General features: G+C 68.5%; 21 protein-coding genes. 13 read left to right on the top strand and 8 right to left on the bottom strand.

Annotated elements, in window-relative coordinates; translation table 11 throughout:
* Positions 1–16 precede the first annotated feature (16 nt).
* Complete coding sequence (locus IBX18_RS03755) at positions 17–1696, top strand: NTF2-like N-terminal transpeptidase domain-containing protein (protein ID WP_228540283.1); 1680 nt, start codon at positions 17–19, stop codon at positions 1694–1696.
* On the opposite strand, the gene IBX18_RS03750 is transcribed toward IBX18_RS03755, so the two are convergent.
* From IBX18_RS03750 to IBX18_RS03740, 3 genes are all read right to left on the bottom strand, one after another.
* Complete coding sequence (locus IBX18_RS03750) at positions 1693–2073, bottom strand: DUF3054 domain-containing protein (RefSeq protein WP_107653310.1); 381 nt, start codon at positions 2071–2073, stop codon at positions 1693–1695. The genes IBX18_RS03755 and IBX18_RS03750 overlap by 4 nt on opposite strands.
* Before the next feature lie 87 nt (positions 2074–2160).
* Positions 2161–3249, bottom strand: a complete 1089-nt coding sequence (locus IBX18_RS03745) for a YbhN family protein (protein ID WP_194832321.1) — start codon at positions 3247–3249, stop codon at positions 2161–2163.
* A 4-nt stretch (positions 3250–3253) separates the two neighbouring features.
* The gene (locus tag IBX18_RS03740; protein WP_194832726.1) at positions 3254–4774 is read right to left on the bottom strand and encodes an adenylate/guanylate cyclase domain-containing protein; all 1521 of its coding nucleotides are present in this window, start codon (positions 4772–4774) and stop codon (positions 3254–3256) included.
* A 159-nt stretch (positions 4775–4933) separates the two neighbouring features.
* On the opposite strand from IBX18_RS03740, the gene IBX18_RS03735 reads away from it, so the two are divergent.
* From IBX18_RS03735 to IBX18_RS03715, 5 genes are all read left to right on the top strand, one after another.
* Positions 4934–6190 carry an AI-2E family transporter gene (locus tag IBX18_RS03735; RefSeq protein ID WP_306796108.1) on the top strand — a complete coding sequence of 419 codons (1257 nt, stop codon included), beginning with the start codon at positions 4934–4936 and terminating at the stop codon, positions 6188–6190.
* A gap of 5 nt (positions 6191–6195) precedes the next feature.
* Positions 6196–7371 carry a MacS family sensor histidine kinase gene (gene macS, locus IBX18_RS03730; protein WP_194832319.1) on the top strand — a complete coding sequence of 392 codons (1176 nt, stop codon included), beginning with the start codon at positions 6196–6198 and terminating at the stop codon, positions 7369–7371.
* 61 nt (positions 7372–7432) lie between these two features.
* The gene (locus IBX18_RS03725; protein ID WP_107659835.1) at positions 7433–8068 is read left to right on the top strand and encodes a response regulator transcription factor; all 636 of its coding nucleotides are present in this window, start codon (positions 7433–7435) and stop codon (positions 8066–8068) included.
* A 124-nt stretch (positions 8069–8192) separates the two neighbouring features.
* Positions 8193–8846: a DUF1707 domain-containing protein gene (locus IBX18_RS03720; RefSeq protein WP_194832725.1), complete on the top strand. Its 654-nt coding sequence runs from the start codon at positions 8193–8195 to the stop codon at positions 8844–8846.
* Between the two features lie 4 nt (positions 8847–8850).
* Positions 8851–9222, top strand: coding sequence for a MerR family transcriptional regulator (locus tag IBX18_RS03715; RefSeq protein WP_194832318.1), 372 nt, complete (start codon positions 8851–8853; stop codon positions 9220–9222).
* Positions 9223–9225: 3 nt separating this feature from the next.
* Here IBX18_RS03715 and IBX18_RS03710 read toward each other — a convergent pair whose 3' ends face one another.
* The gene (locus tag IBX18_RS03710; RefSeq protein ID WP_194832317.1) at positions 9226–10416 is read right to left on the bottom strand and encodes a helix-turn-helix domain-containing protein; all 1191 of its coding nucleotides are present in this window, start codon (positions 10414–10416) and stop codon (positions 9226–9228) included.
* Positions 10417–10564: 148 nt separating this feature from the next.
* On the opposite strand from IBX18_RS03710, the gene IBX18_RS03705 reads away from it, so the two are divergent.
* The 4 genes from IBX18_RS03705 to IBX18_RS03690 all read left to right on the top strand — a co-directional run bounded on the left by IBX18_RS03705 (position 10565) and on the right by IBX18_RS03690 (position 14016).
* Entirely contained in the window at positions 10565–11026 is a 462-nt protein-coding gene (locus IBX18_RS03705) for a hypothetical protein (protein WP_194832316.1), read from the top strand.
* Positions 11027–11084: 58 nt separating this feature from the next.
* Positions 11085–11297 (top strand): prevent-host-death protein, encoded by a 213-nt coding sequence (locus IBX18_RS03700; protein WP_194832315.1) that lies wholly within the window; start codon positions 11085–11087, stop codon positions 11295–11297.
* A complete protein-coding gene (locus tag IBX18_RS03695; protein ID WP_228540281.1) occupies positions 11287–11619 on the top strand; it encodes a hypothetical protein in 333 nt (110 codons plus the stop codon). Before IBX18_RS03700 ends, IBX18_RS03695 begins: the two co-directional genes overlap by 11 nt.
* 228 nt (positions 11620–11847) lie before the next feature.
* Positions 11848–14016: a DUF2339 domain-containing protein gene (locus IBX18_RS03690; protein ID WP_228540280.1), complete on the top strand. Its 2169-nt coding sequence runs from the start codon at positions 11848–11850 to the stop codon at positions 14014–14016.
* Positions 14017–14049: 33 nt separating this feature from the next.
* Here the strand turns inward: IBX18_RS03690 and IBX18_RS03685 are convergent, their stop codons facing one another.
* Genes IBX18_RS03685 through IBX18_RS03670 form a run of 4 tightly spaced genes read right to left on the bottom strand, consistent with a single transcriptional unit; the run spans position 14050 to position 20038 of the window.
* Positions 14050–17097: an MMPL family transporter gene (locus IBX18_RS03685; RefSeq protein ID WP_194832314.1), complete on the bottom strand. Its 3048-nt coding sequence runs from the start codon at positions 17095–17097 to the stop codon at positions 14050–14052.
* Positions 17098–17826 carry an NYN domain-containing protein gene (locus IBX18_RS03680; protein WP_194832313.1) on the bottom strand — a complete coding sequence of 243 codons (729 nt, stop codon included), beginning with the start codon at positions 17824–17826 and terminating at the stop codon, positions 17098–17100.
* Positions 17826–18635, bottom strand: coding sequence for a tRNA (guanosine(46)-N7)-methyltransferase TrmB (gene trmB / locus IBX18_RS03675; protein WP_194832312.1), 810 nt, complete (start codon positions 18633–18635; stop codon positions 17826–17828). Before trmB ends, IBX18_RS03680 begins: the two co-directional genes overlap by 1 nt.
* 59 nt (positions 18636–18694) lie before the next feature.
* A complete protein-coding gene (locus tag IBX18_RS03670; RefSeq protein ID WP_194832311.1) occupies positions 18695–20038 on the bottom strand; it encodes a lipase family protein in 1344 nt (447 codons plus the stop codon).
* A 153-nt stretch (positions 20039–20191) separates the two neighbouring features.
* Between IBX18_RS03670 and IBX18_RS03665 the strand changes: the two genes are divergently transcribed.
* The 3 genes from IBX18_RS03665 to IBX18_RS03655 all read left to right on the top strand — a co-directional run bounded on the left by IBX18_RS03665 (position 20192) and on the right by IBX18_RS03655 (position 23915).
* Complete coding sequence (locus IBX18_RS03665; RefSeq protein ID WP_194832310.1) at positions 20192–20974, top strand: SDR family oxidoreductase; 783 nt, start codon at positions 20192–20194, stop codon at positions 20972–20974.
* 63 nt (positions 20975–21037) lie between these two features.
* Positions 21038–22171 carry a hypothetical protein gene (locus IBX18_RS03660; protein WP_194832309.1) on the top strand — a complete coding sequence of 378 codons (1134 nt, stop codon included), beginning with the start codon at positions 21038–21040 and terminating at the stop codon, positions 22169–22171.
* A 238-nt stretch (positions 22172–22409) separates the two neighbouring features.
* Positions 22410–23915, top strand: a complete 1506-nt coding sequence (locus IBX18_RS03655) for a hypothetical protein (RefSeq protein WP_306796107.1) — start codon at positions 22410–22412, stop codon at positions 23913–23915.
* Positions 23916–24034: the final 119 nt, after the last annotated feature.

Genomic DNA, 24034 nt, shown 5'->3' with positions numbered 1-24034 from the left:
GTGAAGAGTGGGCGACATGGATGTCTGGGGATCCCGCCGCTTTCGCGTCCGGGGCGCTATGGCACTCGCGGGGGTGGCGGCGCTCGCGATCGCGATGGGATCGTGCGGTGTAAGTGAGGGTAAGAACGAGGCGGAGGCTGTCGTCGAGCGCTTCACCGAACTGCTCGACAAGCAGGACTACACCAAGGCTTCCGAGCTCACGTCGTACCCGTCCGCGGCTTCGGCAACGCTGAAGCAAATGTTTGCTGGGCTGCAGCCGGGCAAGGTGGATTACAAGAAGACCCAATTCATCGGCCTCGACTCCGAAGCGGCGATCTTCAGCATGGACGCCGCCTGGACCTTCGGCGACCGCAAAAACTGGAACTACAGCCTGCAGGGCAATGTCCGCAAGCTCGCGATCGGCTGGCGCATCTCCTGGGATCCGGCCGTCGTGATGCCGCAGCTCGACCACAACCGCACCGTGCGTTTGGTGCGCACCGAGCCGTCCCCGGCGCCGAAGGTCAACGACATCGCGGGACAGCCGCTGATGACCGAGCAGATCATCAACGTGGTCAAGCTCGACCCCGCGAAGATGCCCGACCCGGTCGGCTCGACCAACGCACTGGCCAAGGCCATCGAGCCGGTCGCGCCGTTGATCACCGGAGCGTCGCTGATGCAGCAGGTGGCCACCTCGCAGGGCAAGCCGGTGGTCGCGGTGAACCTGCGCGAGCCCGACTTCGCCATCCTGGAGAAGGACATGGCGCCGATCCCCGGCGTGGTGATGGAGAAGCAGCCGCGGCTCATCTCCGCCGACCGCCGGGTCTGGTCGCCCATGCTGGACGCCTTGCGCAAGGTGCAGCAGGAGAGCCAGGAGCAGCACTCCGGCTGGGGTGTGCAGGTTTTCGAACAGGATGGTCGCTTCGTCGGCCAGCTCGCCGGTGTGCAGGGCCCGCCTGGCCCGGACATCGCGGGCACCATGGACCAGCGCCTGCAGCGCGCCGCTGAGGACGCGGTCGTCAGCTCCGCCACCCCCGCCGCGATCGTGGCGATCCAGCCCTCCAGTGGCGCGGTGGTCGCCGTCGCGCAGAACTCACAGGCCAGCGAGCACGGGCCGGTGGCCTTCACGGGGCTCTACCCGGTCGGCGGCAATATCGAGCTGTTCCGCAATATCGCGGCCGTCACCAAAGGCAAGGCCCCGCACGAGATTCCGGTGCAGGAGGCGGCCGAGGCCGCGACGGCGCTCGGCGTCGGTATCGACTTCAAGGTGCCCGGACTCGACGAGGTGACCGGGCGGCTGGCGGTCGCGGGCCGCAGCGCCGAGCAGGTCCGCCAGGGCGGCGGCTCGGACGCGGTGCTGGCCAGCCCGTTCGGCATGGCGATCGCCGCCGCTGCGATCGCGCGCGGCGAGGTGCCGCGGCCGATGATCGAGGTCGCCCGGCCGAGCACCACCGACGCGCAGCTCGCGCCGCTGTCCAGGGAGGTCACCGACCGGCTGCACGGCATGCTGCGCGACTCGACCAACGCCCCAGAGTTCGCGAGCCTGCGAATGTACCGCGATGTCAACGGGTTCAGCGCGACCGCGGGACGGGACGGCTGGCTGATCGCGATCATGGGCGACCTGGCCTTCGCCATCCACATCAACGACGTGGACAGCGGCGATGCCGCCGCGCGGATGGCGGTCCGGATGTTGCAGTCGCTGGCTGCGCCGGAGACTTAATTCAGCGCTTTGATGGCCGCGCGCCAGCCGAGCAGGAACAGCGCCAGCACCACGCCTGCCACCAGGATGAAGCTGAACGCGGTGCCCTGACCGCTGACCACGCGGAGCAGCATGCCACCGCCCAGGGTGCCGAGCCAGACCAGAATCCCGGTGGGCCACAAGGCGGTTCCGTCGAAGCGGGCGTCGCGCCCGGCGTCACCGAACATCCGGCTCGCCGCGGCGACCGCCACGGTCCAGCCGATCGCCAGGCCGATGGCGAACGGCCACAGCGTGCGAAGTAGTCCGGTGAGCACGGCCTCGTCGTGACTACGCCTGCCGATCGCACAGAACAGGATCACCAGCAGCGCATCTACTACCAACGGCACCAGTTTCTTCACGCGGGCAAGCGTAGTTGGCGGGTCCTGGTCAAATGTGAAGCGCCTGCGGGGCTGCGTGTTATTGGGCTGGTGCCAAGCGTTTCCGGTTCAGAACCGGCGCTGGGAGAATTCCTTCTCGTACTCGGCGTCGTCGTCCTGCGGGGTGCGGAACAGGAACAGGAACACAATCCAGCCGACGATCGCGACCAGGATGAAGCTCACCAACCGGTAGACGAACGCCGCCGCGACCGCCTGCGCGGCGGGCAATCCGGCGGCCGCGGTGAGGCCGTAGATCAGCGTCGCGTCGACATAGACGATCCCGCCGGGCGCGAACGGAATCGAGCCGACCGCCTTACCCACGGCGAACGCCAGCAGCAGCCCGGCCAGCCGGGGATCCGCGCCGACGGCATAGCAGGCGGCGCCGAGACAGGCCACGTCGGCGAACCGGTGCACCAGCGCCCACAGCCCGACCAGGGAACCGTCGCGCTTGCCGAGATCCACCGACTCCAGCTGCGCCAGCACGTCGCCGACCTTGCCCGCGCCTTGGTTGGCCGGCCGCTTGCGTAGCCGATTGACCAGGGCGAGCGCCTTACGCAGCAGCGACTCCAGCGACCCCGGATTGCGCGAGACATAGTTGCCGACCCACACCACCGCGACCACCGCGGCCAGCGACAGGATCAGTTTGAACGGCCCGATGCTGCCGCCGGACAGGAACGTGCCGCCCACCCCGAGCAACGCGAGCCCCGCCGCGGCGACCACGCCGGAGAACACCAACTGCCAGGACGCGACGATCGGACTCGCGCCGAACCGCCTGGTCTGGCGGTAAGTGAAGGCGGTGGAGAACACCTGACCCGCGGGAAGTGTGACGGACATGGCGGTGGCGCCATAGACCACCGCGACAGATTTACGCTGACTTACCTCGACACCCCCGGCGTGCAGCAGCTGTTTCTGCACCCGCCCGAATCCGCTCATCGACAAGGCCTGTAACCAAATACAGGCGGCGACCCACCCCCAGTGAATGTCGCTGAGTTTGCGCCACGATTCGTGCAGTCGCGGCCATAGATAGATGCCTTCGGCGATCAATAAGGCCAGCAGGGCGACCCCGAGCACCCATTTGACCCACCAGAATTTGCCACGGCGGCCATCGGTCGTGGGAGGCGGCGCAGGATCTCCTGCCGGTTCCCCGTTGGCCGTCACCAGGTCAGCCTAACGAACGTGCTGTTTCGGCGTCGGGAGGTTTCGGCGCGTCGAGCTCTTCTCCGGGGTAGGCGAGCAGCGTTTTTCGGCGCCGCCCGCGCAGCTGTACCTCGTCGCCGGTTTCCCACTTGTCCTGCTCGCTTTCCTCGGCGAAATACAGCGCGCTGCCGGACGCCAAGGTGCGGCCGGGCTGGTCTTTGGCGAGCTCGGTCAGCCGGGACGCCTCATTGACCGGATCGCCGATCACCGTGTATTCGAAACGATTTGCCGCCCCGATATTTCCGGCGACGGCCAATCCCGCCGAGACGCCGATACCGATGTCCAGGCCGGGTACTTCCCGCAGCACCGCGCGCAGCTCGCGGGCCGCGGCCAGCGCGGCGGTCGGTGCGTCCGGCCGGTCCAGCGGGGCGCCGAAGATGGCCAGCGCCGCGTCGCCGACGAACTTGTTCACGAAGCCGTTGTGCCGGTCGATGACGTCGACCACGATCCGGAAGAACTCGTTGAGCAGGCTCACCACCTCGGTCGGCGGGCGCTCGGCGGCGGTCGCGGTGGAGCCGACCATGTCGACGAACAGCACCGCCACGAACCGGGTCTCCCCGCCGAGCTCGGTGCCGTAGTCGAGTGCGCGCTGGGCGACCTCCTCGCCGACGTGCTGACCGAACAGTTCCTGCAGCTGGCGGCGCTTGGCGGCCTCTTCCATCATCCGGTTGAAGCCGACCTGCAGCAGCCCGATCTCGCTGCCGTCGAACACCTCGACCTGGACGTCGCGCGCGCCCTCCTGCACCCGGTCGATGGCCTGGCTGAGCTGGCGCACCGGGTCGGAGATGCTGGAGCCGGTGAGCATGGACAGCGCCAGCGCCTGCAGGATCACCACGCCGCAGAGCAGCAGGATGGAGATGGCCAGCGACTGGGCGGAGAATTTCACGTCCGAGGAGATCTGCGTGATACACAGCAGCACGATGGCGATGGTGGGGGCGAAAGTGCCCATCCCCCAGGTCATTGCCATCCGGGTGCCGACGCCCGGGGTCAAGGTGTGGTCGAAGGTGCCTGCGGTCAGTGCCGCGGCGGCGACCGGGCGAAGGATGCGTTCGCCGAGCATGTAGGTGAAGCCGAACACGATGGTCGCGGCCATACACAGGGTGACGATGACCGCGCCGGCCAGCTTGGGCTCTTCGGAGATGATCAGCAGGGCGAGGATCGCTCCGCCGATCAGCCACAGCGCCAGATGCAGGATGGCCTGCCGCAGCGGGGCGTGCAGCGCGGCCATCTGCTCTTGGCGGCTCGGTGGTCCGCCGCGCATCTGCCAGCGCATCACCGGGCGCAGCATCAGCGCGGACGCGACCATGCTCAACAAGCCGCCAGTCACGAACACCAGGGCGGGCACGAGCAGGCCGGTGCTCCTGGCACCGTCGGGCGCGCCCTCGGGGACCGGCAGCCCGTATTGGATGAAGGCCCACACCAGCACCGCACCGAAGGCATTGGCCAGCAGCATCGATGTCAGGTACAGCGGCCAGCGCGTTCGCATGGTCTGTTTGACCGCTTCCAAGGGCGCTGACACAACCAACAATCTAGCGTTTCGATCATGTGAGGTTCCCCGCGGCGCTGTCCGGCGGCCTGGCATTCGTCCGGCTCGGCGCATGCTGAGGACGGACAACGGGCCGCTGCGCTGGTTATGCTCGGCCAGGTGACGGACCCCAAGGCAAGCCCGAAGCGGAAAGCCGCCCTGACCCGGCCCGCCGCGGACTCGGTACACCCGATCGTGCGGGTGTCGGCGGAGTGGGGCTGGCGGCTGCTGGTCCTGTTCGCGGTGGTGCTCGCGTTCGCCGCGATCGTGCAGAAGCTGGCGACGGTGATCATTCCGCTCGCCATCGCGCTGCTCGCGGCCGCGCTGCTGGCACCGCTGGTGGACTGGCTGCAGCGGCTCGGGGTGCCGCGTTCGGTGGGCGTGTTCGTCGCGCTGGTCGGGTCGCTGGGCCTGGTGGCGGGCGTGATGACCTTCGTCGTCGAGCAGTTCGTGGCCGGCGTGCCGCAGCTGTCGGACGAGTTCACCAACAGCATTCACAAGATCCAGGATTGGCTGATCACCGGGCCGCCGCATCTGAGCAACGATCAGATCCGCAATGCCGGTGACCAGATCATCAAGACGATCCAGTCCAATCAGGACCGGCTCACCAGCGGGGCACTGACCACCGCGACGGTGCTCGCCGAGCTGCTCACCGGTCTCTTTCTGACCCTGTTCATCCTCATCTTCTTCCTCTACGGCGGCGATCAGATCTGGCAGTTCGTCACCAAGCTCGTGCCGACCCCGCAGCGTGAGCGGGTGCGCACGGCCGGGCAGCTCGGTTTCGGCACGCTGGTCGGGTTCGTGCGCGCCACCGTGGCCGTCGCGGCGGTAGACGCCATCGGCATCGGCACCGGCCTCGCCATTCTCGGTGTGCCGCTGGCACTTCCGCTGGCCTCGCTGGTGTTCATCGGCGCGTTCATCCCGATCATCGGCGCGTTCGTGGCCGGGTTCGTCGCGGTGTTCATCGCGCTGGTGACCAAGGGGCTCATCACATCGCTGATCGTGCTCGGCATCATCATCGCGGTGATGCAGTTGGAGGGGCATGTGCTGCAACCACTGCTGCTCGGGCGCGCGGTGAGCATCCATCCGCTGGCGGTGGTGCTCGCCATCACCGCGGGCGTGGTGCTCGGCGGGATAGCGGGCGGCCTGCTCGCGGTGCCGCTGGTCGCGGTGATGAATACCGCTATCCGATCGCTGCTTTCGGACAGTCCGGAGGAGATGTTCGGGGAACTACAGACCGGCGAGGACTTATACGACGCCGAGCCGGACGAGCCCGAGCCTGGGCGATTCGATGTGGCGGCGACCCTGGTGAAGGAAGAAGCGAAAGAATCCGGGATCGTCTATCCGGACCCCGATGAGCGCGCGCCGAAGGACTGAGTTCGATGGTGCGCCGAGGGGCTGAGCCGCACTCGTCCGACGTGGCGACGACCCCGCTGTGGCGGGCCGCGCAGGCGTTGCGGCTGGTGACGCTGCTCTACGCGGTGCTGCAGCAGTTCGCGTCGGCGCCCTACTACCAGAATCAGCGGTTGAGCTGGGTGCTCATCGCCTTGATGGCGGTCTGGTCCGGTACGTCGGCGATCATGTTGTCGCAGTGGCGGTTTCCCGAGGTGCGGCGGGTCCGCGTCTGGGTGGTGTTCGGTGACCACGTGGTGGTCATCGCGTTGATGGCGGCGACCCGGCTGGTCGCCGACTACGACTGGTACCACGGACATCAGACGCTGCCGACCACGCTGTGGGCCACCAATGCGGTGATCGGCGCGGCGATCCTGCGTGGACCGTTCGCGGGGGTGCTGTCCGGCGCGCTGATCGCCTCGGTCGCGCTGACCGTGCGCGATCAGTGGGGGCAGGACGTGTGGACCGATGCGACGGTGCCGGTGCTCGTCTCCGTCGGCCTGGCCTTGGGTTTGGCGGCCAACACCGCGCGCCGCGCCCAGGACCAGCTCGAACGCGCGGTCCGGCTGACCGCGGCGACCGAAGAGCGGGAACGACTTTCGCGTGAGGTGCACGACGGGGTGCTGCAGGTGCTCAGCTACATCAAGCGCCGCGGCACCGAGATCGGCGGGCCCACCGAGGAATTGGCCCAGCGCGCCGCCGAACAGGAAGTGGCGCTGCGGGTACTGATCACCGAGACGGCCGATCGGGGGGATTCCGGCGGCGCCGAGGTTGATCTGCGTCCGTTGCTGACCGTGCATGCGACACCCTCGGTGTTCGTCTCCACGCCCGGCCATCCGGTGCTGGTCGGGCGATGGGCCGGGAGCGAGATCGCGGCGGCCGTCGCGACGGCGCTGTCGAACGTCGCGCTGCACGCCGGACCCGACGCGAAAGCCTATGTGCTGCTGGAGGACACGGGCGACGAGCTGGTGATCAGCGTGCGCGACGACGGGGTCGGCATCCCGCCGGGCCGGCTTGCGGAGGCGGAAGCCGAAGGGCGACTGGGCGTTTCGCGGTCCATCGTCGGCCGGATCGGCGCACTCGGCGGCACCGCCGATCTGCTCACCGAGATCGACGGCGGAGTCGGCTTCGGCACCGAGTGGGAATTCCGGGTGCCGCGGACATGAGGCTCGACGAAACAGGAGGTGCGCCGTGACCGATGATGCTGCGGCCGAGGCAATTTCGGTGATGGTGGTGGACGACCACCCGATGTGGCGCGACGGCGTCTCCCGCGACCTCGCCGAGGCGGGCTTCGAGGTGGCCGCCACCGCGGACGGGGTGGGCAGCGCGACCAGGCGGGCGGCGGCGGTGCGCCCCGCGGTGGTGCTGATGGATATGCAGCTGCCCGATGGGAACGGTGCGCAGGCCACCGCCGAGGTGCTGCGCGTCTCGCCGGACAGCCGGGTGCTCGTGCTCTCGGCCTCGGCCGAACGCGACGACGTGCTCGACGCGATCAAGGCCGGGGCCTCGGGCTACCTGGTGAAGAGCGCGTCGGTGGCGGAGCTGATCGAGGCCGTGCGGGCGACCGCGGCGGGCCAGCCGGTGTTCACACCCGGACTGGCGGGCCTGGTCCTCGGTGAATACCGGCGCATGGCCACCACCCCCGCCGAGCCCGACGAACCACACCGCCCGGCGCTGACCGAGCGGGAGACCGAGGTGCTGCGGATGGTCGCGAAGGGCTTGTCCGCCAAGCAGATCGCGTCGCGGCTGGGGCTGAGCCATCGGACCGTGGAGAACCACGTCCAAGCGACGCTGCGCAAACTCCAGTTGGCCAATCGGGTCGAGCTCACCCGCTACGCGATCGAACAGGGTCTCGACGAGTAGGACGCGCTCGAAGTAGTACCCCGGCATCCGGGATTGCCCTGATACATGTCGGGGCTCGAATCGGTAATCTCGAATCATGGGCGGACCCGAATCGGTATCCAATGGCGTCGGCTCCGGAGACGCGATAGGCGACCGGGATCTACGCGTGTCCGACGCCGAGCGCGAGCACGTCGGCCAGTTGCTGCAGCGCGCCGTCGGGCTCGGCATGCTTTCACTCGGCGAGTTCACCGAGCGGATGGACACGGCGCTGGCCGCCAAGACGCGCGGCGAACTCAACTCCGTGCTGATCGACCTGCCCGGTGTCCGGCTGGTCGGCCGGCCCAGCGCGCCGCCGTCGACCTTCGTGAACACCGCTCCTTCGTTCGTCAAGCACCCGCCGGTACCGCCACCGCTGAGTGCGAACACCATGCCGGGCGGCGTGATCCGGTCCCGCCTGTCCGGGGTGAGCAGGCGCGGGCCCTGGCATGTCGCGCCGTCGCTGCACCTCAACAGCTTGCTGTCCGGCGTGACCCTGGACTTCACCGAGGCGATCATGTCCACCCAGGTGGTGGAGCTGAACGTCGACGACTATTGCAGCTCGCTCACGCTGATCGTGCCCACCGAAGCCACCGTCGACCTCAACGAGGTCGATCTGATCGGCTCCAGCGTGAACAACAAGGTCCGCACCGGGCCCCCGCTCGGGCCGCTGCACCTGGTCGTGCGCGGCCGGGTCCGATTCGGTTCGGTCACCGCCAAGCACCCCTTCATGGCGCACTGGCGTCGCATGATGGGGCACTGACCGGATGCGCATCGGGGAACTGGCCAAGCGCACCGGCGTCAGCGAACGGTCGCTGCGCTACTACGAGGAGCAACTGCTGCTGGCGTCCGAGCGCACGCCCGGCGGACACCGCGAGTATTCCGACCGGGCCGTGGACCGGGTCATCCACATCCAGGAACTCTTCGCGGCCGGGCTGAACAGCAAGACCATCGGGCAGCTGCTGCCGTGCATGCGCGATGTGGACGGTGGGCCGAACGAATCCGCGACCCCGGAGCTGGTCGCCCAGTTGACCATCCAGCGGCAGCGGATCGACCGCACCATCGACGAACTCGTCCGCTCGCGCGAGATCCTGGACGAGGTGATCGACCGCGCCGCAGCGCCATTCGCGGCGAGTTGACGGTCAGGTGTTGACGCCGATGCGGCGGGCGAAGGCGCGCAACGGGACTCGGCGGTCGTGGTCCAGCAGCTCGGAGACGATGTGCCGGGGCAGCGACTGGTATTTGAGCCAGTCGGGGCCGCCGACCCGTTCGGCGGTGAGCAGCGTGTCGAGTGCGCGCCGGTGCTGGCCGGTGCGGGTCAGCGCGACAGCGGTGTCGGTGAGATGGCGGGCGCGACAGGCCTGCGGGAGCCCGCTGTTGGCGGGCATGGCCTTCGCGGCGGCCAGTGCCTCGGCGTACCGCTCGGCGGAGACGTTGACGTCGACCGTCTGCATGACGACTTGGGAAGGGCCGAAATAGGTTTCGTAGTCGCGCCGGTCCGTGCCGATCCGCAGTGCGACCTCGTTCGCCGCCTCGACCAGTGACAATGCCTCGGGTACCGCCTGCGCCCGGCCCGCGGCGGTCGCGCCGAGCAGCACCAGCGAGCCGTACGCCGACAGGTGCGCCGGGGTGACCTCGCCGGTCGGCTCAAGCCCCGTCGCCGCGCGCAACGCCACCCGGCGCGATTCGTCGTAGCGGCCCTGCACGAGCAGCTGCCAGGCGACCGAGCCGCGGATGGTGCCCAGCAGCAGCGGGTCGTTGCCCTCCTCGGCCGCCGCGAGCGCGTGCCGGATCGCCAGGAACGCCGGATCGGTCTGACCGAGGTGCACCAGGGTGCAGCCGGTGACCCAATACATCCGGGCCAGCAACTCATTGGCGACCGCGACCGAGCCGTTGCGTGCGGCGTGCACGGTGGCCCGCAACTGGGTCAGTCCCGACGGGAGGATCGAGGTGAGCAGTTCGTAGCGGCCCACCCAGTAGGCGCCCCAGGCGTAATCGACCGCGCGGCGGCCGTCGTCGAGGCTGATCGCCGCCTCTTCGTTCGTCTCACCGAGCAGGTCGTCGACCGGCGTCAGTGCGCGCCGGATGGCGACGATGCCCGCATCGGGGTCACTGGACGGCACGCCGACGCGTTTACCGATCAGGTCGGCGATGTCCACGTCCAGTGCGCGAGCCAGTTTCTGCAGGCTGGCGATCGAGGCGGTCTGGCGGCCGCCCTGCTCGAGTTTGCGCACCAGGTCGACGCTGACCCCGGCCGTATCCGCGAGTTGGCGCTGGGTGAGCGCCTTGCCGCGGAACATTCGGATGCGCACGCCGATCGACGAATCGTCCATGTACCCAATTCCCTTTGTTACATCTGGGTTTCAGGGTACGACGCTAAGTCATCACAATCGACCGAAGTGGGACATTGCGTACGACTCGTTGACCGCTGGATGGAATACCGTTGCCTTTCTGCAACTTTGATAGCAAAGGGCGGCGACCATGAATATGTTCGAGCGCTGTCGGACTCCCCTCGAAATCGCACACGAACTCCGGCAGCTGTACGGCCTCCCGGTCCAACTGCTGGCCGGCCGCCCGATGGTCACCACCGGCTCCGTCTTAGCCGCCATCGTGATGCCACCCGAGCTGGGCCGCAACGTCCTGGCCACCCTCGACCGCACCCACCCCGCCCCCGTGATCGCCGACCCCGGCGCCCGCACCTGGACCTTCCTCGTCACCCCGCCGACCCCCGCCCGCCCCGTCGAAATCCCGGTCCGCCGCCGCCTGGCCGCCCACCAGGTCACCATCGTCCCCGGCGGCCACCACATCCTCCTCCCCACCACCGACTCCCCCCACGGCTGGCACTGGGCAGCCGAACCACCCCCCGGCCCCCTCCACCTCCCCCCACGCACCACCGTCCTCACCACCATCCACCAAATAACCACCCTCCAAACCACCCCCTGACCCGGGCGTCTTTGCTGGCGGGGTCAGTCGGCGATACCAGTGCTCTCGCGGCTAAATCATGGACGCCGTCGAGCACGGCAGGTCCTTCACAGTCACCCGAGACGGTCACCGGATCGGCGAACTGATCCCCTTGCGTCGTAAGCGGAGGTTCGTCAGCCGAGACGACTTCGCGGCGATGTCGCGGAATGCCCCAGATATTGATCTCGATGCGTTCCGGGCCGACCAGGACGCTGCCATCGAGACCGAGGCGAGTAGCCCGTATGACAGATGAGGTTCCCGACTTCGGACTGCTCGATACCAATATTTTGATCCTGCGTCGACGCATTCAACCCTCTCTGCTGCCCGCGAGCGTGGCCATCAGCGCCATCACACTGGCTGAGTTGTCGTCGGGGCCGCATGAAGTTCGCCATAACGACGAGCAGGCTGAGTACGACGAGCACGAGGAACGGGCACGACGGCTCGATGTCCTGCAGCGGCTGAAAGCGAGTTCGATCCGATCCCGTTCGACGTCGAAGCTGCGCGAGTGTACGGACGTATCTCGGCAGCGGTCGTCGCTGCAGGGCGCAAGCCGCGAAGGCGCATCGCGGACCTGATGATTGCCTCCACAGCGGTGGTCGAAGATTTGCCGTTATTCACAACCAACCCAGACGGCTATCGAGGTTTGGAGAAGCTCCTACAGGTCGTTCCGGTACCGCGACCGCAGGGGTAGGACGGCAATTGCGCGATCGGGAGAGGTTGCCGGTCGAAGTCGGGTAGATATCTGGGGGGTATCGGGGGTTTCTACTCATGTTCGTGGGCGGTGGGGGGATCAGCATTGGGTTATGACCACATCTATCGATCCGGCGCTGATTTCGCGCATCTCGGGGGAGTTTTCTGCGCTGGGGGCGCAGATGGGTGTGCTCGGGCGGGACCTGGAGTTGTTGCGGACTCAGGTTGTCGGGGGTCCGGCTGGGGCACAGCAGGTTTCGGGAGAGGGGGTGTCGGAGGCCGGTGCGGGGGATCAGGGTTCTGCTGCGCCGGGGTCGGGTGCGCCGGCGGGGGCAGGCGATCGGGCTGCTGCTGCTCCGGGATCGGGTGCGCCGGGTTCGGCTGCGCCGGTGGAGACGACTTGGCCTATGCATCCGATTCCGCCTGGTGCGGTGCCGCCGGGCTCGATGGTGCCGCCGGGCTATGTGCCGCGGTTCGCTCCGGCTCCGGCCGGCGCGGTGTCCGGTTGGGTGGGGCCGCAGGGCGGGATGATGCCGCCGAATGTGGCGGCGCAGGGGCAGATGCCGGGGGCGCGGGGGCCGATGCCGCCGCGGGGACCGGTTCCGCCGATGGGCGCGCCGATGCCGCCCGGCATGCGGCCGCCGCCGCCTCGTAGTGGTCCGCGGGCTCCGCATACGCCGTGGTGGCAGCGGGACGGGGTGATCAGCCGGCTGCTTGCGGTGGCGGGCGTCGCTGTCACGTTGATCGGCGTGGTGATGCTGTTGGTGCTGGCCGCGCAGGCGGGGTTCTTCGGGCCGGTGCCGAGGGTAATTGCGGGAGCGGTGTTCTCGGTGGCGCTGGTGGCCGCGGGGATGCGGGTGTTCGGGCGGGTCGGTGGCCGGGTCGGCGGGATCGCGTTGGCGGCCACCGGTATTGCGGGCGCGTATCTGGATGTGGTTGCGGTGACGGCGATCTACCACTGGCTGCATCCGGTGATCGGGTTCGCGGTGGCGTTCGGTGTCGCTGCCGTCGGTGTGGCAGTGGCGATGCGGTGGCAGTCGCAGCCGTTGGCGGTGCTGGTGGTGGTCGGTGCGGCGGTGCTGTCACCGGTCCTGACGACGGAACTGGCGTTGCTGGCGTTCCTGATCGTGTTGCAGTTCGCTTGTGTGCCGGTGCAATTGGTGCGGGACTGGCCGTACCTGCATGTGGTCCGCACACTGCCTGCGGCGCTGGCTACCTTCCTGTTCGTCGCGGGTGCGATCCTGGGCGGTCCGGCGGAGGGGGAGCGGCCGCTGCTGCTGCTCGCCGCCGTGGCGGTAGCGCTGGTGGGCTTGGCCGGGACCATCGTGGTGGTGCGTCGCAAGCCCACCGATCTCACCGCCTCGCTGATGTTCGCAGTGGCAACGGTGCCGATGCTGGTCGTGCCGGGGATGTACGAGGCCGAACGGCCTGTCGCGGCAACGATCGCGGGAGTCTTCGCGGCGGTACTGCTTGCGGTGGGGGCAACCACGCTGGTGCCGAAAGTGGCTGCGGTGGCGAAGATTCCGGGTCATACCGCAGTCGTAGCCGCGGTAGCCGGTTCGATCGCATTGCTCGAGACGTGCGTCTCGGTCACCGATCCGCGGACCCTGCCGACCGCATGGTTCCTGGTGGCGCTGGCCTTCCTCGGCGTGGCCGGGCAACGCCGTTCCGGTGTCACCGCCGGTATCGGCGCGGCCTTCGCGACGCTGGGCGCCTTCGCCTTCCTGAACGCAGCCGGTCCGGAAATCCTTGCCTCCCAGCACCGTTCGGAAGCAAATCTGAGCATCTCGACGGTGATCGGTGCGGTACTCGCGCTCGCGGTGGTCGCCGTGGCCGTCTGGTGCGCCCGCAAACTGCCGGGCTTGCAGGGCACCGCTGAATTGCAGTGGATCGCCGCGAGCATCGCCGGGCTGTATTCGGTGACGGCCGCGACCGTCTCGATCGGCGTCGCGACCGGCGCGGCCGACGGCTTCCTCATCGGCCACAGCGCCGCGACCATCCTGTGGATGGCCGCCGCCACCGCCGCGCTGTTCTACGGTCTGCGCAATATCGGCAAGGCCACCGCGGTCGCCAAGCTCGCTCTCGGCTCCGGCTTGCTGGTCACCGCAGCGGCTTTGGCGAAACTGTTCCTGTTCGATCTGGCCACGCTCGACGGTCTGCTTCGCGTCGCCGCATTCCTGGCGGTCGGCGTCCTGCTCCTCGTCGTGGGCACCAGGTATGCGCGCGCGTTCGCCGAGGCGGGCGCGAACTCCCGCGAAACCGGAGAGACGCCGACGCACTGATCCACGTCGGCTCCCGTCCGCCGCTGCGACCGATTACTCCCGGTCGCGGCGGCGGAGCAGTTCGTTGACGCTGACGGTGCGCCCGTCGCCACCGTGGTGGCGGCCTTCTTCCGGCTTGCCGGAGCGACGCGACGAGCGAAGCTCGGCCATCCAGTTCTCGATGCTGTTGCGGTTGGGGTCACCGGCATCGGTGATCTCGGCCGGCTCCTCCGGCGGGGCGGCGTGGTGAGCGGGCCGCTCCGCAGGTGGATCCTGCTGTGGCGCAACGAACTCCGAGTATGCCGCCGGTGCCGGACCGGCGGGGGAAACGGAAGGAGTCGGCTGCGTCGGCTCGAACTTGGCCTCGGGACGTCTGGTGCCGTCGAAGGAAACCGCCGGAGTCGCGGGCGGCTCGAAAGACGGTGCGGCAGCGGGCGGTGCGAAGGACGCGGGCGGCTCGAAACCCGACCCGGCCGGCGGCTCGAACGAGCCCGCCGCAGGAGACTCGAACGCTGAGAACGACGCACCCGAGGCCCCGTCGGACCGAGCGCCACCATCGCGACCGCCACCATCGAAGGGCGGGCCGGGCCGCGGCCCGGTGGGATCATGCGGAACCGAGGGGAAAGGTATGTGCCGCTGCCCATTCGGATCGGCCGGAGCCTGCCGCGGCATGCTCGGGTCCGACGCGAACCCGGACGGCGATCCGGGCCGCTGACGCGTCGGGTCGAGCGGCACGGGCGCCGGCGTCACCGGCGGCTTGGGCGCGGCGGGCGGAATCTTGTCGAGCCTGCGCGTCGGCGCCTCGGCTTCGATCTCCTCCACCGTGCGCGGGCGGCGCGGCTTGCGCGGCCGATTGCCCTCGTTGATGGCGGGGATCTGCATGGTGACGGGATCGGTGATGGGGGTCGTCTTGACCAGGTCGACGACCTCACCGCCGCCGGGCCGTTCGTCGTCGAGGATGGGCTCGCCGAGCCCGATCTTCTGCTGGATCTTCTTCATCCAGGCGGGCGCCCACCAGCAGTCGTCACCGAGCAGCTTCATGGTCGCGGGGACCAGCAGCATGCGCAGAATGGTGGCGTCGATGAACAGCGCGGCGATCATGCCGTACGCGAGGTACTGCATCATCACCAGATCGGAGAACGCGAACGCGCCGGTGACCACGAGCAGGATGAGCGCGGCGGCGGTGATGATGCGGCCGGTCTGCGCGGTGCCGATGCGCACCGCCTCGGTGGTGGACGCACCTTGCGTGCGCGCCTCGACCATCCGGGAGAGCAGGAAGACCTCGTAGTCGGTCGACAGACCGTAGATCACCGCGATGATCAGCACCAGCACCGGCGACATGATCGGCTGCGGGGTGAAGTTCAGCAGCCCGGCGCCGTGCCCGTCGACGAAGATCCAGGTCAGAATGCCGAGCGTGGAACCCAAGCCGAGCGCGCTCATCAGCGCCGCCTTGATCGGCAGCACCAGCGAGCCGAAGGTCAGGAACATCAGCAGCGTGGTGACGAGCAGGACCAGCCCGATCATCAACGGCATCCGGTCCAGCAGCGCGTCGATGCTGTCCTTCTGGATCACCGGTTGCCCGCCGACGTACATTTCCACGCCGTCGGGGACGTCGATCGAGCGCAGATAGTCGATGGTCGGGTCGGCGTCCTCGGAGTCGGCGAGGGTCGCACTGGTGCGATAGACCTGGTTGTCGGTGTTCGAGCGCGACGGCACGTCGAAGGTGCCTGCGAGCCCGGGTGCCTGCTTGGCCAGCGCCCACACCTTGCCGACGTCGTTGCTGTTCTGCGACACGAACACCAGTTGGATCGGATCGGATTTACGCAGCGGGAAGATCGAGTCGAATTTCGCCTGCGCCAGTCGCGTCGAATTGTCCGGCGGCAGATACCGCTCGTTGATGCCGCCGAAGGCCAGATTCTTGACCGGAATGATCAACAGCAGCAACAGGATGCAGATCGGAATCGCGATCTTGAGCGGATGCTGCATCACCCAGCGGGTGGACTTGCCCCAGAAACCGTTCTCAACCTCGTCGGCGGTCTTGGTCTTGCGGAACTTCTTGAACCCGAACATATCCACCCGCGGGCCGAGCACGCCGAGCATCGCGGGCAGGATGGTGATCGAGGTCAGCGCCGCCAGCGAGACCGTGGCAATGGATCCGTAGGCAATCGATTTCAGGAAGCCCTGCGGGAACAGCAGCATGCCGCCGAGGCTGGCGATGATCATCGTGGCGGAGAACACGACGGTGCGGCCCGCGGTCATCACCGACCGGCGCACCGCGGCGGGGGTGCTGTAGCCCTCGGCGAGTTCCTCGCGGAATCTACTGACGATGAACAGGCCGTAGTCGATCGCCAAACCCAGGCCGATCATCGAGACGACCGGCGCGACGAACGAGTTCACCTCGGTGAACCTGGTGATGAAAAGCACGATGCCCTGCGCGCCGATCACCGTGAGACCACCGACGATCAGCGGCAGTCCGGCGGCGACCAGACCACCGAAGATGAAGAACAGCAACACCGCGACGGCGGGGATGGCCAGGATCTCCATCCGGTGCTGATCCTCGGCCATGGTGTCGTTCAGCGTGCCCGCCACCGCTTGCAGACCGGCCACCTGCACGTCCACTCCCGGAATGGTGAAGACGTCCTTCACCTTCCGGAAGTTGTTCAACATCTCGGTGTCGTTGTCGCCCTTGATGGCGATCGAGGCGAAGGTGTACTTCTTGTCCTTCGAACCGAAGGTCAGCGGTGAGGCCTGGCCGGTCTCGGTGGGCCAGTAGGCACCGTTGATCTTGCTGATCTCCGGGTGTTCGCGCGGCAGGCTGTTCAGACTGTCGACGATCTTCTGTTTGAACTCCGGATCATCGATCGTCTTGCCCTCGGGCGCGGTGTACAGCACGATGACGTCGCTGTTGTGGTCGCGGCCGAACGCCGCGTCGGCGATCTGCGCGCCCCGCGAGGATTCCGAGGTCGGATCATCCCACCCGCTGGAGCTGAGATGGTCTCCCAAACCGAGGCCGTATCCGCCCAGCGCCAACAGCGCGGCCGCGACGATACCGATGACGCCGAAGCGCAGCTTGTAGACCAGATCGCCCCAGCGTGTGAACACTTAAGCGACTCCTTGCGCTGGGCGAGAGGTGAGCAGCGCCGACAGCGGCCGGAACGGCTGCAGCCAAGCGCCCTCGTCGGGCAGCGAGTCGAGGCTGACCCTGGGCAGCGGTTCACGGAACACGCCCGGGATGTCCTCGAGATCGATGAATTCGAGGGTATCCGAAGTGACGGCCCAACTCGCGTGCTCGCGGAAGCCGAGTACCTGACAAGGGATTCCGCTGGCGGCTAGTTCCTCGAGCGGTTCGCGAAACGCCTGGCCGTCGGCCGAGGCGACCATGATGCCCGCCAGCCCGGCGCCGCGGCTGCGCATTTCGATGTGCGCGAGCATGTCGGCGTCGACGTCGGAGTCCTCGTCGATCTTGGGCTTCGCGAAGACCGCGTAACCGACATTGCGCAGTGCCTCGACCCACGGCCGCACCACATCGGCCGTGCCCGGCGCGATATTGGTGAAAACGGTGGCTTCCGGCTCGACCCGGTGCACGTTGCCGACCGACAATTCGGCCGTGCGCGCCAGCAGCCAGCGGCCGAGCGCGTCGAATCTGGGGCGATAGGCCGCCGTCGGCCGCCCGCCGAGGATGGCGCCGAGACCCATGTCGAGGTTCGGGGCGTCCCACACCAGCAGGACCCGGCGCACGTCCGGCGTTACGCCGCCCAGACCTTCGGAACCGGTGCCCTGCACCTCCCCGGCAACATCAACCACCTCGTGGGCCATCTCAGAGACGCTCATTATTCAATCTTCCCCCATATGAGCTCTGTAATGGCGCTACCGGCACGATGTGCCTTGCCTTCGAATTTCGTGACAGGCCTTTCGAAACCGATCGGAGCGATGTCCCGATGCTCCGCACTTACCCCACCTGCAGCCTCATTCATGCCTTTGAGCAGCGGTTCTTCGGCGCCTACCGCCGCAATATGTTCGGCATAGTCAGCGTGGTCGGTAGCGACATGCAACACACCGCCGGGCTTTAGTCGATCGGCGATCAATGCGAATGTCGCGGGCTGCAGCAGGCGCCGTTTGTGATGACGCGCCTTCGGCCACGGGTCGGGAAAGAAGACTCGGACGCCGGTCAGCGATCCAGCAGCAATCATATTTTCCAGCACATCGACGGCGTCGCCGCGCAGCAATCGGATGTTGTCGATCTTTTCCCGCTCGATGCGCTGCACCAGCTGCGCGAGGCCGGGCCGGTACACCTCGATGCCGATCAGATTCAGGTGCGGTTCGGCCTGGGCCATCGCCGCGGTGGCGGTGCCGGTGCCGCAGCCGATCTCGATGACCAGCGGTGCTTCGCGGGCGAACCAGGCGGTGGCGTCCAGCGGTTCGTCGGCGACCTCGCGGCCGATCGCCGGCCACATCCTGGCCCACGATTGCTGCTGTGTCGCGGTCAGCGCGCCTCGGCGCGACCGGAAGCTGGTGACGCGGGGGTACAGGCGAGAGCCCGGGTTCTTCCTGGGCGCACGGTCGGTCGGGGCCGAACCTGTGGACGGCGGGCCCGGAACTGACTCGGCAGTATGGTTCGCGGCGTCGTTCACGGCGTCCATTGTCCAGCATCGAAGGAGTGGTACGGCAATCGACTGTGCGCTTGCCGTCCAGCGGGAGGTCAGGCGGCGCGTGCGCGGGCGATCGTGGCCACCGGCGCGCTCTCCTGTCGCAGCGGGCGGCCGAGTGCGACCTTGGCCGCGGTCACCATCATCTCGTACAGGCCGCGGGCGCCGGTCAACGACGCGGCGACCGACCAGACGGTGCTGTCACCCTCGTCGCTCACCGGTTGCCCGGCCAGCCGGTCTGCCAGCCATTCCAGGCTCAGCGGAGTGGACAGCGGCAGCAGCGAGAAATGCTCGCTGAGCCGGTCGCGCACGTAGCTCACCGCCGCGCCGCCGCGCCGGTAGCGCTCGACCTGGCCGTCGATGCCGTCCATGTGGATCACCTGGTCGTGTACCGGCTGCACCACCAGCAACGGGCAGGTCGGCGTCGAATTGCCCAGGCGCAGATCGTCGAACATGGCCTGGAACTCCGGCGTCGCGATCAGCTCGTCGAGCGGACGGCTCAGGTAGTCGTCCATCCGCTTGTTGGCGAGGCCGAAGATGGCGCCGAACGGCGTAGCGGACTCCGCGCGGGCCACGAAACGGCGACCGTCGAGGGTGAGTTCGTTCTGCAGCATCGCGCCGAGCACCGGATACAGCCTGCGCAGCGCCGCGATCACGATCGCGGGCAGCCCGGCGTAGCTGGAGCCGTTCAGCCGGGCGAAGACCTGTCCCGGATCGCCCACGGGTGCGCCGAGTACCGCGCCGACGATGTCGAGTTCGGGCGCGTAGGTCGGCGCCATCTCCACCATCCAGGCACTGGCCATGCCGCCACCGGAGTAACCCCACACCGCGACCGGCGTGTGTGCGCCGAGGCCGAGCGGGGCGAACCGCTGTGCCGCACGCACGCCGTCGAGCGAGCGATAGCCGGGTTCGCGTGGTGCGCCGAAGTTTCCGCGCGGGCCCTCGTGATCGGCGATGCTGACGGCCCAGCCGCGGCGCAGCGCGTTCGCGACGAGCAGCCACTCGAACTGGGTGACCGAGCCGAGCGCGCGGGCGCCGTAGCGTAATGCGTAAGAGGGGGAACATTTCTCGGTGACCGCGTCCATGGCGGTCTGAAAGGCCAACAGCGGCCTGTCTTCTTGTGGATCGGCGTCCAGTGGCAGCAGCACCGTGGTGATCGCCGCCTCCGGCGTGCCGTGCATATCGCAACTGCGGTAGAGCAATTGCCAGGCCGAGACCTGCTGCGGCACAACACCGAACAGGGCGAGCTCGATCTTGCGGCTGCGTAGGACGGTGCCCGGCGGCTTGGCCGCGAAACCCTTCGGCGGGCGGTGGAACGGATCGTTACTCGGCAGCAGCGGTTTCCGGTCCGCTAGGGCGGGCTCCGTATCGGCAGTGCCGATGACATCTGCTGTCATCGCGACCTCCTCGTCGGTGAGGTCGGTTGTCGCTTGTCGAAAAGCGAAGTTGTGCACCAACACTGGCGCCGACCACGTCCAAGCAGGGTAAATGACCGGTGGCGGGTCTGGGAAGCCCGGTCCGGTCCGCCCCGCCGCACTAGACTGCGCGGTATGGGCAGACCGTCAGTGTTCATCACCGGAGCAGCGGCCGGAATCGGCCGCGCGACGGCTCTGCTTTTCGCTGCGCAGGGGTATCGGGTCGGCGCCTACGATATCGACGAGGTCGGGCTCGGCAGGCTCGCGGCCGACATCGCAGGCACAGGTGGCAGCGTGCACACCGGCGTTCTGGATGTGATGAACGCCACGCAATGGGCGGAGCGGCTGGCCGAATTCCACGCCGCCGCCGGGCAGCTGGACATCCTGATCAACAACGCGGGCATCCTGCGCGCGGGCCCGTTCGAAGGCCTCGAACTGGCCACCCATCAGGCGATCATCGACGTCAACCTGGGTGGCGTGCTCACCGGCACGCACACGGCGTTCGGCTATCTGCGAGATACGCCGGGCGCCCAAGTGGTGAATTTGTGCTCGGCCTCGGCGATCTACGGCCAGCCCGAACTCGCCAGTTACGGCGCGAGCAAGGCGGCGGTCAAAAGCCTCACGGAGGCCTTGGATCTCGAATGGGAGCGGCACGACATCCGGGTGATCGCGATCTGGCCGCTGTTCGTGGACACCGCGATGGTCGATGGCGTGGAAACCGGGACGACCAAGTCGCTCGGCGTGCGGCTCACCGCCGAGGACGTCGCGGCGGGCATCTGGGAGGCCACCCGCAAGCGCAGCCGGCTGCCCCGGGTGCACTACGAGATCGGCACGCAGGCAAAGGTCCTGGCCGCCGCCGCGAAATACGCGCCGAACTGGGCCGTGCGCACTGTGAACAAATACTTCAGCGGCACCTGAGCGGTCGTCCCCGCCAACCTCTGCGTCTTCTGCAAGAATTGCGCACCGTAGAGGGGGTGCGACATGCCGACAGCCACCGAGTCCGACGGGCCGTTGCGGGAACGCGGGGTACCCGCACGCGAACACGACCAGCTCGACCGGCTGCTCGCCGAACTGCGGTTCGGGACGGGGCGGGACAAGCAGATCGGCTATGCCGCGAGCGCCGCGGTCAGTGCCTGGCGCACACCGCCGCGCATCCAGGTACTCGGCCGTTCGCATGCGGGCCGAACCACGGTGTTGCAGGCGCTCGCACTGATGTCCGCCGTCGAGTCCGGCCCGGTCGACGAGCCGGACATGCCCGATCCGGTGCTCGACGCCGATATCGCCATCTATGTGCTGTCCGCCGCGCCGTCGCCCGCGGATCGTCGCGTACTTGCCACGCTGCCGCCCGAGCGCACCATCGTGGTGTTGAACAAGTCCGATGCGATCGGCGCGCGCTGGGCGGACGCGGTCGCCGCCGCCGAGCAGTACGGCAGGGAGCTCGGTCTCGCGGTGCTGCCGGTGGTCGCCTCGCTGGCCATGCGCACCAGGGCGGGCGCGATGACCGAGGCCGATTTGGCCACCTTTCGCAGGCTGGCCGCGAATGCCGATGCCGCACTGACGCTTTCACCGGACCTGTTCGTCGCGCCCGGTCCGGACCTGGCCGAACGCGAGCAACTCCTGCAACGCTGGGACCTGTACGGGGTGACCTGTGCGCTCGCCGCACTCGGCCACGACCCGGAGCTCGCCCCGCAGACGTTGCTGCAAATCCTGCACGCCGCAAGCGGAATCGACGCGGTGCACCAGTTACTGCACCGCCGGTACGAACAGGTCTCCGCGCTGCGCGGCGGTGAACTCCTCGACGAACTGTCCCGGCTGGCCGCCCAAGCGGTGCCGACGGAAGGCAGCACGGCCCGAGACATCTTGGAGGCGTACCTCTTCGGTGACGACGCACGGTGGCTCGGCCTGTGCGCCGGTCTGGCCCATCCCGCGGTCGCGCACCTCGCGGCGGGTTATCGCGCCCCGGCGCCGGCGGACGCCGACGACGCCATGGCCCGTGCCGCCCGCTGGCGCGCCGTCGTCTCCAGCGATATGCCGCCCGCCGCCCGCCGCGCCGCCCTGCGCGTGCACAACGGCTACATCCGACTATGGGAACGGATGAGCAGTGCCGGACTCTGAACCGCCCGGTCCGCGCGGTGGTGCCGATCCTCGAGCCGCCTCGGGCGTAGCCGGCTCGGCCCCCGATCGACCATCGCAGTCCGAGCGACCCGCTGCTCCCACGCGTCCATCCAACGCGTCGGACCGCGGTGATCGACCGCTCGACTTGCCTGCCGACGCACCCACATCGGCTGTCGCCTCCGCGCCGCCTGCTGCGGCCGAGCGATCGGTCGGCCCGCCTGCGGAAGTGGAAGCTGTTGTGGCGCGGTGGAACCCGCAAGGGATAGCGCTGCTGCGCGCGGTGCGCGGAACTGGCGCGGCGGGTGCGGTGACCCTGATCGGGCCGGCCGACGCCAACACCACGCTGCTACGCACCGAACTGGCCCGGTTCGAGCCGCGCATCGAACTGACCGACCCGGTGACCGACGCGAGCACGGCGGTGGAGACCACCTCACCGTCGGGGACCGCACCGTCGCCGGTCGCGCTGATCCTGCTGGACGCCGGGACCACCCTCGGTGCCGAGATCCTGCGCATCGTGCACCGCCTCCGCTCGGACGGCACGCGAATCCTGCTCGCCATGAACGCCATTCACGCCTACCAGGATTGGCGCTCGGTCCGGGCGCGCGACCTCGAACTGCTGGCCGCGCAGGGGGTCGCCGACCTGGACATCGTGCCGGTCTCGGCGCGGCTCGCGGCGGCGGCGCGCTCCGCGGGCGACGCGGGACTGCTCGATCGGTCCGGTCTCGGCGCCCTGCACGCGGCCTTGGCCGCGGCGGCGACCGGCGCGGAAGCCGAGGGTGGTGATCGGCTCGCGGCGGTGACCGCCCGCGTGCTCGCCGATACCCGGCAGCGGGTCGTCGAGCAGGTGACGGCGCTGCAGTCCGGTGCGGAGACGGCGCGGCTGCGCGAGGAGCGGGCGATCATGCTCGCCGGCCGGGACGGCGGCCGGGCCACCGCCATGTCCACGCTGCGCGGCCAGCTGCATCTGGCTCGGGTCGACCTGATGACGGAGGTGGGTGCCCGGATCCGGGCGCTGCACACCGCGACCCGCGCCGACCTCGACCGCATGCGCCGCAGCGAGCTCGGCGGTTACCCCGAGCGGTTGCAGCACGCCACCACCGAACTGACCGGCGCGCTGGACCTCGCCATCGACCAGCGCCTCGCCGAACTCACCGCGCACATCGACAGCAGTGTCGGGTCGGGGCCGACCGGCGGCGCCGGGCCGGGACTCCTCGGTGCCGCGCCGGTGCAGACCATGCCGTCGCGCCGTCGCGACCCCGCGCCCAGGGTCGGCCCAGACCCTGATCCGCGACACCGTGGTGTCGAAGATCACCTAGTGATCGCGCTCGGCGCGTCGGCGGGTGTCGGCCTCGGCAGGTTGTTGGTTTCGCCACTTTCGCTGGTCCCGGCGCTGGATTTCGCGAGCGTGCCGGTGACCCTGCTGCTGGGCGCGGGCGTGGCGGGCTGGGTGGTGCGCGCACGCGGGCAGTTGGCCGACCGAGCGCACGTGCGGCAGTGGGTCTCCGACGCGCTCATCAATGTAAAAGCCCAGCTCGAGCAGCGGATAGCGACCGCGCTCGTGGAAACCGAGACGGTGCTGGCCGATCGGGTGGTGCAGCTGAGCGCCACCCGAATGGTGGAGACCGATCGGCGCGTCGCCGAAGTGGAAGCGCGATTACGGCGCATGGTTGCCGAACAACCCGGCCAACTCGCGGCGTGTGAACGCGATATCGCGATCCTCGACCGTTGGATCGCGGCGGGTTGATTAACTCTTAAGAATGGGTACATAGTGACGAACCCGATTCCGTTCCCGTCGTCACATCGCGTTAACCTCTAATCAGGAACTTGGGCGTCCGCTAAGTCCTCGTCCGCCGTCCAGCCGGG

Origin of the sequence: Nocardia sp. XZ_19_369 (assembly GCF_015355715.1) — a bacterium.
In the GTDB taxonomy this organism is placed as follows: Bacteria; Actinomycetota; Actinomycetes; order Mycobacteriales; family Mycobacteriaceae; genus Nocardia.
This window is presented reverse-complemented; position numbering and strand designations above follow the sequence as displayed.